The organism is Leptothoe spongobia TAU-MAC 1115, from assembly GCF_018739885.1.
Classification (GTDB): Bacteria; Cyanobacteriota; Cyanobacteriia; order Phormidesmidales; family Phormidesmidaceae; genus Leptothoe; species Leptothoe spongobia.
Window position 1 is genome coordinate 107,563 of sequence record NZ_JADOES010000006.1, and the last position, 15,595, is coordinate 123,157.

Below are 15,595 nucleotides of genomic sequence, written 5' to 3' on the forward strand. Positions count from 1 at the left end.
ATGATTTTTCTTCCTATCCTTTATCTGTTCTAGAACTTTCTAGACAATTCTGAGCTCTATGTCCAGTGTTCTCTTAGCACCCACTGCTGTATCAGCATTGTGGCCATATTTGAATGTCAGCGAGCAGATTGATATCAACGAGCAAGGTATCCCTGAACATCGCCTATCGTGCTATAGCGAAGGGATGCAGGCTAATATTACCTTTTTAGAAAATCCAGAATGGTGCCAGTACTATTTTGATACCCATCATCGGGCAGAGACTTTTCATGCTAGGTGGCTAACGGCGACGGGAAGTTGGGATGACAAAATAGTGGTGGATATTGGCTGTGGGCCAGGAAATGTCTATGCCACTGTGGGGGGACAACCTAAGGCTCTAATTGGTGTAGATATTTCTCCTAGAGCATTGAAAATGGCAGAAAGCGTTGGCTATACTCCACTGTTAGCCGATGCCCATAATCTGCCATTAGTTGATAGATTTGCCGATATTGTGGTGCTAAATGCGACATTGCATCACTGCGATGATATGGCCAAAGTGCTGGCAGAAGCAGCTCGTTTGGTAAAACCTGGTGGCATATTGTTGACAGATCAAGATCCACAGCGTTCCGCATGGAATTTTAAGGGCCTAGGGTTGTTGCTACGGCAGATTCGTTTCCCTTTTTATAAGATGATCCGCAGTGTTCATTATTTACCTAGGGAATATCGCCTTGCTAGACGAGCCACAGAAATCCATAACCGTAAGCCAGGGGATGGCTTAGACATAGAGTTTTATGCCCAGGTACTGGAGCCACTGGGGTTTATTGTGACAGTGCATCCTCACAACCATGACCTCGGTACAGAAGTGCTCAAAGGAGAGTATGGCAAAGGCTCCTGGCGATTGCGTCTGAGTCAGTGGCTATCAGGCATTGATATAGAGTCAGCTGCCGCTGCCCAATCCATGATCTGTATTGCCACTTGCCTCAAGTAACCTGGACTATGTCTTAGACCATCCAGGATTTGACTTTCTAATAATTTTGCTAATTGCGTACTTGCTGCAACTCGTTGAGTTTATTTTGAGCCTGAGTCTGCAACTGTTGGGCTTCTGCAGAGACAGTAGTATCAGCTGGAACTGTTCCTAGGTTGTTGATAACCTTCTGTAACTCTGCCTGTAAACCACGAATTTCACCTCGCTCAGCTTTATCGATGAGCTGAATAACTGTATCACGAACTTTCTGTATGGTGGCTACTGCTTCTTGCTCCCTAAGCTTTTGGGTTTCTATTTGTCCTTGATTAACGATGTATTGAGCTTTTATTTTTTGTGCCTCAATATAGCCAGGACTGCCCTCAGGCACTCTGTTTAGAGCCAGAATGGCTTCTTCCCAAAGATTTTCTGCCTGTTCCCATTTGCTAGCTAGATGGGGTGGTCCTTGTACAAGTTGGGCTGCTTGTATCCCATAGTTTTTGGCTACAGTGACTAGATCGTTAGACTGTTGAACATCCGCTGTGGTCCCGGCTAAGCTGGAGTAATCTCGCTGAAATGCTTCTAGTCGTTTTTGAGCTTGACTACTTGCCAATGTGCCGTTGGGAATTTCGTTTAGTTGGTCCATGCCTGCTTGCCAGGCGGCTAGCACGGCAGTCTTCTCTGCCGCAGCCTCTACGGTTTGGTATTGTTCCTTCGCCGTTTCAATCGCTAGGGCAGCTGTATCTAACTGTTGCAGCGCATTTTGTTCCTGAAAAATTTGGGCCTCCATGCGACCAATGAGTGCACGGGCATCTTGAAATTCGTCTAGGGTAAATTTCCAGCCACAGCTAAAGAATTGACAATATCGTTGGGGATAATAGCCAAGAAACCACACCGGTAGTTGATCCAGATGTTTTTGGGCTTGAGCCGATTTGGCTGCACCGAGCTCAAAATCAGCAGCACTGGTGGCATTGTTAATGAGTTGGTCGGCTTGTTCAGTGTAAATAATAGTCTGGCGATAGTTATGGTCCATGCGCATAAAACTGGGTAGCAACAGCATCGGAGCTACCTTGGACACTGGCCAGCGCACCATTGGATACGGAAGATTAACAAACCATAGCCCGCCAGCTAGAGCGGCTACTCCGGCAGTAAGGCCGATAACCCACTTGGCAGGTCGAATAGCTGGATTGGGTAGGTTTAGTTTGGCTGATTGTTTGAGGATTTTTTCGTCAAATTCTGGAAAGATATCGTCTATAGCGTCCTTTATCTCCGCATAAGTTGCTGGTGTTCCTTCTTGTTCACACATCTTTTGAAGGCGCTTAGCTACGATATTACGGCGTATTTGTTCGGCCGGTTTTCCCTCACAAAGACGTTGGAGTTCTTTATCTAGCAATGAATAAGCGCGATTGGAAAGACGAGGCATAGGTACTCAGAGATGGACGCAGGACTGTAATACACATGTCGTTGCCGATATTGAGGATGATTCGAATCTGCGAGGGGCTGATCAATAGCCGACAAAACAGATAGACTTAGACACCCATGTGGCAACCCACATTCATAGGGTAGCTTAGGTCTTTCGCTAGTCCTTTAGACTAGAGTCCAATATCTTAAACATAGCGGGTCAGACCAATGCGGTAGCGCTGCTTTTTCGTAATCATGACATCGCCGATTTCCAAGCGGCCTTTGCCACGGATGGCGACTAGATCACCTGATTTTAAGGAGTGACTCGATTGGGAAATAGGCTTCCAGTTGACCCGTACATCTCCGGCGGTGATCATATCGGCCATTTTGCTACGGGACATGCCAAATCCTGCGGAAGCTACGGCATCTAAACGCATGGACGCTTCTACCGTCGTCATTTCTTTTTTCTTGGGTTCCCGTACTCGAAGCTCATTCCAGTCGATGGGCTTAGTTTTGACTGGCACCGAACGCACTTGGATCAGGCTCATCTGCAAAAATTCGACTAGCTCAGGGACGACGATAATTTGGGCCCCTCGCTCCCCAAGGACGATGATATCTCCTACCTTTTCTCGGACAATGCCGGTACCTAACAGTGCACCTAAAAAATCTCGATGGGTGGCGGTGTCAAATAGGAAATTGCCTGCCACATTCAATAGGGATAAGGGAAGCGCCTGGCCCTCTAGTGGAATTTCTGATCTCGCAATGGTTAATCGTTGTCGCTCAGCTTGGGGATATCCTCCCTGGGTCTGGGTGTGGATATCGGTCAGACGACCAAACATTGCCTGGGCCTCATATAGCTCTGGAGGGGAGAGAAAATCCGTTGTGACCGGCTCCCAAGTACGAATGGCCTGATCGGCTTTATCAATTACACGAGCTAGAGTGTCAGTATTTTCCGAACCCTTGAGCAGGTCATCTTTGGGCAGCATGGGCACAGGTTGCAATGAAATGACTACGTAATTCTATAGTATGTGTGTTTGACGACGGTGCTGAGTTTGATTGCTATGTGCTCCTCAAAACAAGCTACTTTATATAAGCATTTAGGAAATTACATTGATTGTGACAAATATGGTTACTTGATATAGATAAATTGGCTATCGTTAGTCTGCTCAATATATTAGAAAATTATCTTCGTATGCTTTAGAAGCGTTTGTTAGAATTGTTGTGATGAGATTATCTTTTTGTTTGTTGCTGAAAGGATGGCAGGAGATGTGTCACTATTCATATCGGCACATATTGAAACTTCAATGACAACAGACGCGCTACCTTACTTGTCATATAGGGACACATGTCATAAACAAGATATCTTGCTGTATATCCTAAATGGTCTTGAAGCCCTCTTCCTTAATAGTTTTGATTCTTGAAAAGATTGTTTTTTGATCGAATTTAGTCTGGAAGTGTTGACATAGTTACCTATAGTTTATATGATCAATGAAAGTGCAGCCTGCCACAGAAAACTCATAAAGTTTCACATTTGAGAAGAAAATGCGGCGTTAGAGTTTTCACCATTGCATCAAGTCTTTTAATCAATGTTTTTGATGCTCGGGTGGACATGGTGATTTTTTAGGCTAGTGAAGTTAACGCTGTGGAAAAGAGTTCCCAGTTACCTATAGTAACTGACATTTGCCTGTAGTAATTGATTTTTCAAGATGGTGAGCTTAGTAGCTCAGTGGATTAGTCTACTGTTGCGATCGCATCTATGCCTCACCTCAACATCACCCTTTACGTGTGTTCAAAGCTAGAGACCCCTTGTTAGTGGTCAGAAGGAATCTTTTCTTCTTTCAAGGGTTGCAGATACCACTTGCAATCTAATTTTTAAAAGCGAAGAACATGCAGAATCAAGCGTTTGAAAACGAAGTCCTGAGACTAACCAATGAATTTCGTAAAGAAAATGGTCTAAAGGCTCTCGTTCTGGATACAAACCTGGATGAAACAGCCGATAAGCATAGCAAGGACATGGCTGATCAAGACTACTTTTCCCATACGGGGAAAGATGGGTCTAAGCCTTGGGACCGTGCGAAAGATGAAGGTTATGAATCGGGCACTGTTGGTGAAAATATTGCAGCTGGTTATGGTTCTGCCAAAGCTGTCGTCGAAGGCTGGAAGAATAGCCCTGGTCACCGTGCCAACATGCTCAATGCCAACTATAACGAGATTGGCGTTGGTCACTACTATTTAGCAAATGATACGGGTAGTGTTAACTATGGGCACTATTGGACCCAGGTATTTGGTAAAGGAACTATTGAAAATCCTGCACCCAACCCTGAACCCACTCCTGAGCCTCCAGCCCCCACTCCCACCCCTCCCTCAGGCCCCAATGTAATCACGAGTAACAATGCTGTTATTCGTGGTACTAATCGGGCTGACAAGATTATTGGTGGCTCCAGGAGCCAGACCATCGGTGGAAAACAGGGTAACGATATTATTGGAGGCAAAGGCGGTAACGATCGGATCTTCGGCGATCAAGGCGCTGATAAGCTATTTGGCGATGCAGGTAATGATCTTGTTTCCGGAGGATCGGGCAATGATCATGTTGCTGGCGGATCAGGTAATGACCGGATTCTCGGTGGCACCGGCTCCGATAAGCTCGTTGGTGGTAGTGGCAACGACATCCTGCAAGGATCAAAGGGAGGAACTGCATCCGAAAAAGATGTGATGACCGGTGGCAAGGGCCGCGATACCTTTATCTTGGGTAACAAGTCTGGTGCGTTTTATGATGATGGCAATTCAGGTTCCATGGGACTATCAAACTATGCCCTCATCACTGACCTGAAAGTGGGCCAGGGCGATCGAATCCAGCTCAGTAACGATCATGACTATCGTTTGGGCTCGGCTCCCAACGGTGTCGATAGTGGTCGTGCCTTGTTTATCGACAATGGTGCTGGTCAGCAAGATGAGCTGGTTGCTGTCATTCGTGGTTCGGGTAACCTTAACCTCAACAGCAGCACCTTTCAGTACGTCTAATCAGGATGTCTAAATAGTCCTGATGCCAATAGTTAAGGGATAAGGATTTAACCTGTAATTTAGTGAAATAGTCTGTTCGATAAGAAGCCTATCTTATTTGAGCAGACTATTTCCCAGATTGTACAATCTAGCTTCCTTAGAACTGGGGTAGATTCTTGTTGTTATACCCAATCCAAATTTATTAACCCCGATCGAAGCATATCAGTAGATTAAAGGGGCGATGTGGCTGTTCCCCAAGGCAGAAGTGTGCTATCCGAGCCTGGTACAAACGTGTGTGCAAACGTGGACTCGATGAGTTTGAGAATTTTTGAGAAACGGTGGACACCTGGCTCGATCAAATTACGAACTACTTTCTAGACGAGTGGTCAAGCGGCTTTGTTGAGGATGTTAATAAGCGAGTGAAGGTGCTCAAGCGACGTTGCTATGGCATCTTTGATGTGGAGAGGATTCTCCAACGACTCACACTCGATATTAACGGATATGAGAGATTTGGTTACCTGTAACACTCACTACATCTAGTAGGTACCACATCACAACAGATATTCCCTGATCTAGTTTTTGATGATGGACGCTTTGATAAGCGACCGTTTCTAACATTTTCCGATTCTGCAAACTCTTACCAATCACTAGTTCGAGCAGACATTCCCCTATGTGGGTGCTGCCGAATTCATTGGCTATTCATTTAACATTTAAGGAGAATAAGCATATGGCTCAACCAACAGCGTATGAACAATATATGGTTGAACTGATCAACCGGATTCGGGCGAATCCAACTGCGGCCACACAACGCTATAGAGGCCCCTTAGGCAATAATACCGCTACCCCCAAGGAACCATTGGCCATCAGCCTGAAATTGACTGATGCCGCTCAAGGTCACAGTAACGATATGCTGCGCCGAGGTTTCTTTAGCCATTCCGGTTCCAACGGCAGCAGCGCCATTGAACGCATCGAAGACACCGGATTCCCCTTACAAACGTTTCGCACCCCTCAAAATCAACTCTGGTCTTATGGGGAAAACATCTCGGCCAAACCCCTCGAAGACATCAACAACCCTACCCCCCGAGTCACAACTCAAGATATTGATAACCATATCTACTGGGCAGCAGCGGGTGGGGGCTGGTGGCCTAGTTCAGGACACCGAGACACCATTTTGCGCGAGGGCTACAAAGAAATTGGTGTGGGGATTGCTAATGGTCCCTATTCTCGCTATGGCAACAAAAGCTATTCGATTGCCACAGCCAACTTTGGTACCCGAGACCTTGACGGTGTTTATGAGACGCAGGACCTTGACCAGGCATTTCTCACGGGGGTAGCGTTCGATGACAACGTCAACGATGACGATTTCTACACCCCTGGTGAAGGCTTGGGGGGCGTTAATATTCAGGCAATTCGTCAGTCAGACAACAAGGCCTTTTCCACCCGGACATTTGGCTCGGGAGGCTACTCACTGGCTCTGGATACAGGAACCTATCAGGTCACCTTCTCGGGTGGTGGGCTCAAAAAGTCGATCACTGAAACCGTGCGCATTGGCAACCAGAATGTCAAACTCGACCTTGATACCGACGAGCGAGGGATTGTGACCGGCCCCAATCCCAATCCGCAGCCCACACCCACCAATGATGTCATTGGCCCCGACTTTAATGGTGATGGCAAAACCGATATCCTCTGGCAAGATGCCAAGACAGGACAACTCAAAGCCCGATTGCTCAATGGAGCCAACACCCTTCGCACCACAGATATAGGCAAGATTACCAACACCAACTTTGCGGTGCGAGCTATTGGTGATTTTAATGGCGATGGGAAGGATGATCTGGTGTTGCAAGGTGGTCCTGACGCTCGTATCGATGCCTGGTTCCTGAATGGGACCAACCGTAATGGCAGTGAAACGATCTTCGAGAGTTTGTTTGACACTCAGCAAGAGGTTCAAGGAGCCGCTGATTTCAACAACGATGGAAAAGACGATCTCATCATCCGGAATACGCGCACTGGGGAAAACGAACTCTGGCTCATGGATGGCACTGAGTGGCAGCAAGATGTCGCTCTGCCAGAGCGTCAAGGCAAAGACTGGTATATCGGGGGGGCCGCTGATTTCAATCAGGATGAGAAGGTCGACCTCCTCTGGCGTAATCAGAAAACAGGTCAAAACCAGGTTTGGTATATGAATGGTGGCCAACGGCAGGGAACCGCCAATCTGCCAGGTCGCCAAGATACCAAGTGGGCCATTGCCGGGGTCGGTGATCTCAACCGAGATGGCCGGGCCGATGTCCTCTGGCGCAACTTGTCGAACGGTCAAAACCAGGGCTGGATTCTGAACAAGACCCAGCGTATTCGAACTGTTGAGCTGGCATCGCAAGGGACTCAGTGGCACACGCCTGCCAGTCTTGATATTCCTGTACCACCCAACCCGGAACCGCCTGCCCCCAAACCTCCGACCCCCTCAGGGCCGAATGTAATCATGAGTAACAATGCTGTTATTCGTGGTACTAGTCAGATTGACAAGATTATTGGTGGCTCTAAGAGTCAGACCATTGGTGGAAAAGAAGGTAATGATATTATTGGAGGAAAGGGCGGTAACGATAAAATCTACGGCGACCAGGGTGCTGATAAGTTGTTTGGCGATTCAGGTAATGATCTGGTCTCTGGTGGTTCAGGAAATGATCATGTGGCTGGTGGATCGGGTAATGACCGGCTTCTAGGGGGCACTGGCTCAGATAAGCTTGTAGGTGGTGATGGTAACGATATCCTGCAAGGGACAGGAGGTGGAACTGCCCCCGAAAAAGACGTGATGACCGGCGGTAAAGGCAGCGATACTTTTATTTTGGGTAACAAGTCTGGTGCGTTTTATGATGATGACAATTCAGGCTCCATGGGACTATCGAACTATGCCCTCATCACTGACCTGAAAGTGGGCCAGGGCGATCGGATCCAGCTCAGTAACGATCATGACTATCGCTTGGGCTCTGCTCCTAATGGTGTTGACAGTGGTCGTGCCTTGTTTATCGACAATGGTACTGGTCAGCAAGATGAGCTGATTGCTGTCATCCGTGGTGCAGGTAATATCAACCTCAATAGCAGTACCTTTCAATACGTCTAATCTGTTACAAGTACCGATATGGGTGCAAGATTCTGAGATGCACATTGTTATAGAGCATCTACTGTCGTAGGTTGTTGCTCAAACTTAATCAAAAACAACAAGGGATGCATTGATAAAACCCCTTGTTGTTTTTGATATCGAAGCTGTCTCTGTCTATCACTAAACCAACCACTGAGACTGTTCTTTTTTGACGTAGATATTCTTCAAGTGTTTTTTGACGGTGTTTTCAGAAATAAACAAGGCCTTGGCAATATCTTTGTAGCTTTGATCCATGCGCTTTAAACACCAAACCTCTGTTTCTCTCGTGGTCAAGCCATAGCGCTGAGCCTCTTGCTTTGCGATCGCAATCAAGGATTGTTGACGATTTTCTAACGTAATCAAAAAGCAATTATTAGACTCATAGGCCCTATACTCCCAATCAAACCACTGTGCTCTCATCAAGATAGTTCCTTGGGCAGTGGAGATCTCATCTTCTAAAACAATGTTGCAATCTGAGGGCAAGATATCAGATTGTTCATCCTGATGTTCGACCAGACTTTGACAAGTGCGCCAGAGTCTATCAGGGATAAATGTAGATGAGGAACAAGGAAGATTCTCGAGCAGGGCTTCGGCACGACTATTTTTATGTAAAATGGTACCGTTTTGAGCCACAATCACAAGACCAACAGTAAAACTTTCAATGGCTGTTAGTAGTAGCGTGGCCTGCATGTCAAAAGATTCATTAGTGTCTCTCATGGGTGCAGCCTGGGATGAAACTGGTCGGGGAACAAGTTGAATCTGAGAAGCCATAACTAGCGGGAAGTAAGTGGCAAATGAACGTGTAAAAATTCGTTGACTGCTCTAGGGGTCTTTAGCGCTCGTATAAAATGCTGAATTTCCTAGTGGAAAATACGGATATTTGTGATGGTGTTTACCTCATGCTCAGGTTGGGCATCTCCGTACGGACTTGTGACAGTTTGGGTGGCGGCATAGAACAAGTGCGCTTAATCTATTCGCCTAATCTGAGTGGTGCCAGCATGTGGCATCCTAATTAGGGACAACGCATGTGTGACTATTCGTGTACGTTTTTACTCAGAAAGTAGCGTCAGCGCTCACGCCTACGTTGACATTGGCTTTGACGGCTGAAGAGCGTACCCGCTCTCGATATCGATACATAATTTCCCGTGGGATTACGGATGCTGCTGGCGATATGGCCAGTTCAGTTACCCGTGATTCTGACCCTCATCACAGGTGCGAAATCTACCTGGAGCTGACTCGGGGAACTACGTTGCAGGGGGGGGATTGTTTAAAAGGAGAAGACCATAGTCAGATCCTAAAAATTGTGGCGAAACCTGAACCGGTCTTAACGGTACGGGCTTCGACTATCGCTCAGCCCCCGTCGGCTATCGCTCAGCCCCCGTCGGCTATCGCTCAGCCCCCGTCGACTAATGCTTTATGGCTATTGCGGGCTGCCTACCATTTAGGCAACCGCCATGTGAGCCTGGAGGTGGGTTCTGATTATTTGCGCCTATCCCCAGATCCTGTACTGGAGTCAATGTTGGCAGGTTTTGAGGTCACGGTGACGGCTGAGACTGCCCCCTTTCAACCGGAGTCTGGTGCCTATGGCCATCACCATTGATGAGCAAGCTTTGCTCAAACTGCTGCAGCTGACGAGTCCAGCCTTGCCAGTGGGGGCTTTTAGTTATTCGGAAGGGTTGGAAACCTTGGTGATGCAGGGGTATCTGCTGGATAGTGCCACCCTATACAGCTGGCTGGTGCAGGAGCTGCGCTATGGCGGTGTGCGATTGGATGTGGCGATCGCAACCCGTGCCCATCATCACTATCAAAACCCCGAGCAGCTCCGCTATTGGAACGATTGGTTGACGGCTAGCCGTGATACCGCCGAACTACGTCAACAAAGCTGGCAAATGGGGCGCGCCTTCGTCCGTCTAGGTCAAAAACTACACCCTGAACTGCAACCGACCTTCACCGCTTGCGGCACTCCTTGCAATTTCTCCGTTGCTTTTGGCATCATCGCCGCCCACTGGCAGATCGACATTCACACCATGGCCCTTGGCTATTTGCAAAGCTGGGCGGCCAACCTGATTGGGGCGGCTATCAAACTCGTTCCTTTGGGGCAAACCGATGGTCAGATGTGTCTGCTGCAATTGATCCCTGAGCTGAAAACGGCAGCAGAGTGCATTGTGCAATTACAGGATGATCAGCTGTATGTCAGTGGATGGGGCGGTGCGATCGCAAGTATGCACCACGAAACCCTCTACACCCGCCTTTTCCGCAGTTAGAAATAACTTTTAAGTTTTGAAGGCAAATTCTAGATTCACGAACCATGGGTTTTACCCTAGGATTTATTGTAGAGACCTTCCATGGAAGGTCTCTACAAAACGGATTTCGATATCCATACCCCATGACCTCCTCCCCCTATCGAGTTGGCGTCGCCGGTCCCGTCGGCTCTGGCAAAACCGCCCTGGTTGATGCCCTTTGCAAATCCATGCGCGATGACTATTCCATCGCCGTAGTCACTAACGATATCTATACCCAAGAAGACGCCCAGTTTTTGGTGCGAAGTCAGGCCCTGCTGGACCATAGCCGCATCGTTGGTGTCGAAACCGGTGGCTGTCCACACACGGCAATTCGCGAAGATGCATCCCTTAATCTGGTCGCTATTGAGGATCTAGAAGCCCGGTTTAAAGACCTCGATCTGATTTTTGTCGAGAGCGGGGGCGATAACCTGGCCGCCACCTTTAGTCCAGAACTGGTGGACCTCACCCTCTATGTGATCGATGTCGCCGCTGGCGATAAAATCCCCCGCAAAGGCGGCCCAGGCATTACCAAGTCCGATTTACTGGTGATTAATAAGATTGATCTGGCCCCCATGGTGGGTGCTGATTTATCTGTAATGGATCGTGATGCCAAAACCATGCGAGGTGACAAACCCTTTGTATTTACAAACCTTAAAGAAAGCCAAGGTTTAGAAACGATTGAATCGTTTATCCAGTACCAGGGACGGCTGTCAGTACCTCAATCCGTCTAGGCTATCGGTCAGCCTCAAACATTAGCATTAGTTTGTCCATAGTGGCGATGCTGCAGCCTAAAGTCACTTGGGGATAATGCTGGGGATCAAAAGCAAACAAAAGCAAATAAATCTGTAGAAAGCCAAAAAGTATCAACCACTACAATTCCCTCTTTCTGCAAGACTTACCATCACGGAGCAAATACGTGTATCTACGGTAGCTGTGACGATTCGTGTTGCAGTGGCCGATTCTTGATGCCATAGGTGTGTGAGTCGTTAGATAAGGAACGCCCAATGACGAGGATTAATAGACGTAAATTTTTGGTGTACGGCTCTACTGCCGTAGGTACCAGCATTTTGCTAAAGGCTTGTGGTGGTACTTCCGACACTACTGGTGGCACTACTGCACCAGCTGAAGGTGAAGCTACGACAGCCTCTGCTGGTGGCGGTGGCGATACTATCAAAGTGGGTATTCTGCACTCCCTAAGTGGCACCATGGCCATTAGTGAGACCACTGTGGTAGATGCTGAAGAACTTGCTATCAAAGAAATTAATGCCGCTGGCGGTGTTCTCGGTAAGCAAATCGAAATCGTTAAGGAAGACGGTGCTTCCGATTGGGATACCTTTGCTGAGAAAGCAGAGAAACTGATCGACCAAGACCAAGTTTCCGTCGTATTTGGCTGCTGGACATCGGCTAGCCGCAAGAAAGTACTACCCGTATTTGAAGCCAAGGACCACATGTTGTGGTATCCCGTTCAATACGAGGGCCAAGAGTGTTCTAAGAACATTTTCTATACCGGTGCTGCCCCCAACCAGCAAATTGAGCCTGCCGTAGACTGGCTGCTGGAGAACAAAGGTAAGGACTTCTTCCTGGTTGGTTCTGACTATGTTTTCCCTCGGACTGCTAACAACATTATCAAAGAGCAGTTGAAGGCCAAAGGTGGCACCACTGTCGGTGAAGACTACCTGCCCCTAGGTAACACTGAAGTCACCCCCATCATCACCAAGATCAAGGCCGCGCTCCCCGACGGCGGTGTGATCTTCAATAGCCTTAACGGTGACAGCAACGTCGCCTTCTTTAAGCAGCTTAAGGGCGCTGGCATGGGTCCTGACAAGTACCCGGTTATGTCCGTGAGTATTGCAGAAGAAGAAGTGCGCACCATTGGCCCCGACTTCCTCAAAGGTCACTATGCAGCTTGGAACTATTTCCAAACGGTTGAGAGTCCTGAGAATGAGAAGTGGGTTTCTGACTTCAAGGCCGAGTACGGTGATGATCGGGTAACCAATGACCCCATGGAAGCCGCTTACATCATGGTCTATCTATGGAGCCAGGCGGTTGAAAAAGCAGGTTCCACAGATATCGCTGCTGTTCGTGAAGCAGCCTATGGTCAAACCTTTGATGCTCCCGGTGGTACGGTTACCATGAACCCCAACCATCACATCTCCAAGATTGTTCGCATTGGTGAGATCCGTGAGGACGGTCTGTTTGATATTGTCTCTGCAACTGATGGTCCTGTGACTCCAATTCCCTGGAATCAGTTTGTAGAAGACACTAAGGGCTATGCCTGTGACTGGTCCGACCCGGCCAAAGGTGGTAAGTACAAAGAAGCCTAAGGCTCTGGTAGATTAGCTAACAGGGGGAAGGGTCACTTGTAAAAGAGACTCTTCCCTTTTTTGCTGGGGGATGCCTTTTTTCTTAAATCTCTCCTTCTAGGGATGGGGGCTGGCAAGAGGTTTACTCGATAAAGTTTTCACAACAACACAGGCAACTGTCAACGTATTTCACAGGTAATTGTCGTGCTCGACGGTTTAATCAACGGCATATTTAATGGCATCAGCATTGGCGCGGTGCTTCTAATTGTGGCCCTGGGTCTGGCCATCGTTTTTGGCCTCATGGGCGTGATCAACTTAGCCCATGGAGAGCTAATGATGCTGGGGGCCTACACCACCTATGTGGTCCAAAACGGATTCAAGTCCTTTGGTGATGGAGCCCAAGACTTTTATATTTTGGCAGCCCTGCCGTTATCTTTTCTGGTGGCCGCCCTGGTGGGCTTAGCATTGGAACGCAGTGTCATTCGACTGCTCTACGGGCGACCATTGGAAACATTGTTGGCTACTTGGGGGGTGAGTCTCATCCTGCAGCAGTTCGTCCGCAGTGTTAGCTGGGCTATGACTTTTGGGCTTTTGGTGGTGTGTCTGTTGCTCTTTGGCGGACGAGCTGCATTGAGCAAATTAGCTAATTTAGGACCACGTCAGAAGTTGGCCAACTTTGTCGTTTTGGTGCTATCCGCTGGCATTGGGGTAACCCTGGGGCGGTCCCTGAATGGCAACGATGCCCTGGCTAAACCCTGGTTTAGTGCTCGTAATGTGGACGTTACCGCACCTAGCTGGCTACAGGACAGCATTAGTGTGACCGATACCCTGTCCTTTCCTGCGGCACGACTTTTTATCATTGCGTTGACGATTATTTGTTTAGTGGGGACATTTTGGTTTCTTAATAAGTCGGCCTGGGGCTTACGTATTCGAGCCGTTACCCAAAACCGTGACATGAGTGCCTGTTTGGGGATTCCGACGAAGCGAGTGGATGCCCTGACTTTTGCCCTCGGCTCTGGCTTAGCCGGGATCGCTGGTTGTGCCGTTACCTTGCTGGGTTCGGTGGGGCCAAACCTGGGGAGTAACTATATTGTGGATGCCTTTATGGTTGTTGTTGTCGGCGGGGTTGGCAAGTTGGTGGGCAGTATTGTTGCTGCCCTGATTATTGGTATTGTTTCCTACATTTTGGGGTCCGGTACCTTAGTGCTAATGTTGCCGTCCAGCGAGGCCATACAGCCTTTGATTGATACGGCCACCTTCTTTGCGACCACCAGTATGGCCAAGGTGTTAGTGTTTGCCCTGATTATTGCCTTTTTGCAGGTTAAGCCCGCTGGCTTGTTTCCCCAAAAAGGCCGCTCGGTGGAGGTGTAATGATGATAACGACAAAATCTGTGGGCAAAAAGCGCAGACGTACCCTCGAAGCCGGTATTGTCATTGGCCTGATCCTGTTCCTGCTTTTCATTGCCCCCTTATTACTGACCGATTTTCGTCTGGGTTTACTAGGGCGGTTTTTGGCCCTGGCCATCGTGGCCCTTGGTGTGGATCTGATCTGGGGCTACACCGGTTTACTTAGCTTGGGTCAGGGGATCTTCTTTGCCCTGGGTGGCTATGCCTTTGCCATGCACCTACAGCTAAATCTGGCCGGTGATGGTATTCCTGAATTCTTTGGGCTGTATGGGGTGTCAGAGCTGCCGTGGTTCTGGCAACCGTTTTATTCCCTGCCAGTCACACTGATTGCCATTGTGGTGTTGCCTGGCATCGTTGCAGGGTTACTGGGCTATCTGGTCTTTCGTAACCGGATTCGAGGCGTCTATTTCTCAATTTTGACCCAGGCCATGCTGGTGGTCTTTTTCAACTTTTTTAATGGTCAGCAAAAGTTGATCAATGGGACCAATGGTTTGACGACCGATACGACCTTGCTATTTGGGCAGCAGGTGGGTAGCGATCGCATGCAATTCGTCTTCTACGTTGCCACCGTCATCGTCCTTGCCCTTACCTATGGTCTTTGCCGTTGGCTCACCCGAGGTCGCTTTGGCCGATTGCTCATCGCCATCCGCGACGACGAAAACCGGCTCCGATTTTCAGGCTATAACCCTGCCATGTTTAAGGTGCTCGTCTTTGCCGTTGCCGGTGGCATTGCTGGAGCTGCCGGCGCTCTGTACACGGTCCAATCCAGTGGCATTACGCCTCAATACATGAGCGTTGCTTTCTCCATCGAGATGGTGATCTGGGTTGCCGTTGGCGGTCGTGCCACCTTAGGTGGTGCCGTGCTCGGTGCCTTGGTGGTCAACTGGGCCCAGGCCTTACTCAGTGAGCAATTTCCCGAAGTGTGGCTATTTTTCCAAGGAGCCCTATTCTTGCTGGTGGTTACCGTGCTACCCAAAGGCATCGTCGGCTGGTTTCGAGATGATGCCGTCAGACAGATCCGTGATTTGCTCGGGATCCAACCCCAGCTCAACACCTATCCTGACCTTGAGCTAGATCCCGACGTCAAACGCGAACAACGCGAATTAGCTGGAAAATAATCTCCCATCAACTC

At 48.5% G+C, this 15,595-nt stretch carries 13 protein-coding genes and 1 pseudogene; 11 read left to right on the forward strand and 3 right to left on the reverse strand.

All coding sequences use genetic code 11. The features are described 5' to 3' along the window. Window positions 1-58 precede the first annotated feature (58 nt). Window positions 59-964: a class I SAM-dependent methyltransferase gene (locus IXB50_RS04910; RefSeq protein ID WP_215607829.1), complete on the forward strand. Its 906-nt coding sequence runs from the start codon at window positions 59-61 to the stop codon at window positions 962-964. Between the two features lie 49 nt (window positions 965-1,013). Here IXB50_RS04910 and IXB50_RS04915 read toward each other — a convergent pair whose 3' ends face one another. Next, window positions 1,014-2,360, reverse strand: coding sequence for a hypothetical protein (locus tag IXB50_RS04915; protein ID WP_215607830.1), 1,347 nt, complete (start codon window positions 2,358-2,360; stop codon window positions 1,014-1,016). Window positions 2,361-2,544: 184 nt separating this feature from the next. Continuing rightward, window positions 2,545-3,324 carry a photosystem II S4 domain protein gene (locus tag IXB50_RS04920; RefSeq protein WP_215607831.1) on the reverse strand — a complete coding sequence of 260 codons (780 nt, stop codon included), beginning with the start codon at window positions 3,322-3,324 and terminating at the stop codon, window positions 2,545-2,547. A gap of 901 nt (window positions 3,325-4,225) precedes the next feature. On the opposite strand from IXB50_RS04920, the gene IXB50_RS04925 reads away from it, so the two are divergent. The 3 genes and pseudogenes from IXB50_RS04925 to IXB50_RS04935 all read left to right on the forward strand — a co-directional run bounded on the left by IXB50_RS04925 (window position 4,226) and on the right by IXB50_RS04935 (window position 8,453). After that, window positions 4,226-5,359, forward strand: coding sequence for a CAP domain-containing protein (locus IXB50_RS04925; RefSeq protein WP_215607832.1), 1,134 nt, complete (start codon window positions 4,226-4,228; stop codon window positions 5,357-5,359). 242 nt (window positions 5,360-5,601) lie between these two features. Beyond that, window positions 5,602-5,862 (forward strand): annotated as a pseudogene (locus IXB50_RS04930) (transposase); the annotation flags it as partial. Window positions 5,863-6,065: 203 nt separating this feature from the next. Then, window positions 6,066-8,453 (forward strand): FG-GAP-like repeat-containing protein, encoded by a 2,388-nt coding sequence (locus IXB50_RS04935; protein ID WP_215607833.1) that lies wholly within the window; start codon window positions 6,066-6,068, stop codon window positions 8,451-8,453. A gap of 159 nt (window positions 8,454-8,612) precedes the next feature. On the opposite strand, the gene IXB50_RS04940 is transcribed toward IXB50_RS04935, so the two are convergent. Continuing rightward, window positions 8,613-9,188 carry a helix-turn-helix transcriptional regulator gene (locus IXB50_RS04940; protein ID WP_215607834.1) on the reverse strand — a complete coding sequence of 192 codons (576 nt, stop codon included), beginning with the start codon at window positions 9,186-9,188 and terminating at the stop codon, window positions 8,613-8,615. A gap of 131 nt (window positions 9,189-9,319) precedes the next feature. On the opposite strand from IXB50_RS04940, the gene IXB50_RS04945 reads away from it, so the two are divergent. The 7 genes from IXB50_RS04945 to urtC all read left to right on the forward strand — a co-directional run bounded on the left by IXB50_RS04945 (window position 9,320) and on the right by urtC (window position 15,581). After that, window positions 9,320-9,487 (forward strand): hypothetical protein, encoded by a 168-nt coding sequence (locus IXB50_RS04945; RefSeq protein WP_215607835.1) that lies wholly within the window; start codon window positions 9,320-9,322, stop codon window positions 9,485-9,487. 23 nt (window positions 9,488-9,510) lie between these two features. Beyond that, window positions 9,511-10,071, forward strand: coding sequence for an urease accessory protein UreE (locus IXB50_RS04950; protein ID WP_326520725.1), 561 nt, complete (start codon window positions 9,511-9,513; stop codon window positions 10,069-10,071). Then, window positions 10,055-10,735, forward strand: a complete 681-nt coding sequence (locus IXB50_RS04955; protein WP_215607836.1) for an urease accessory protein UreF — start codon at window positions 10,055-10,057, stop codon at window positions 10,733-10,735. The genes IXB50_RS04950 and IXB50_RS04955 overlap by 17 nt, the downstream gene beginning before the upstream one ends. A gap of 122 nt (window positions 10,736-10,857) precedes the next feature. Next, window positions 10,858-11,484: an urease accessory protein UreG gene (gene ureG, locus IXB50_RS04960; protein WP_215607837.1), complete on the forward strand. Its 627-nt coding sequence runs from the start codon at window positions 10,858-10,860 to the stop codon at window positions 11,482-11,484. A gap of 273 nt (window positions 11,485-11,757) precedes the next feature. Beyond that, a complete protein-coding gene (urtA, locus tag IXB50_RS04965; protein ID WP_215607838.1) occupies window positions 11,758-13,077 on the forward strand; it encodes an urea ABC transporter substrate-binding protein in 1,320 nt (439 codons plus the stop codon). A 183-nt stretch (window positions 13,078-13,260) separates the two neighbouring features. Then, window positions 13,261-14,427, forward strand: coding sequence for an ABC transporter permease subunit (locus IXB50_RS04970; RefSeq protein WP_215607839.1), 1,167 nt, complete (start codon window positions 13,261-13,263; stop codon window positions 14,425-14,427). A gap of 2 nt (window positions 14,428-14,429) precedes the next feature. Further along, complete coding sequence (gene urtC / locus IXB50_RS04975; RefSeq protein ID WP_215607840.1) at window positions 14,430-15,581, forward strand: urea ABC transporter permease subunit UrtC; 1,152 nt, start codon at window positions 14,430-14,432, stop codon at window positions 15,579-15,581. The last annotated feature ends 14 nt before the right edge of the window (window positions 15,582-15,595 follow it).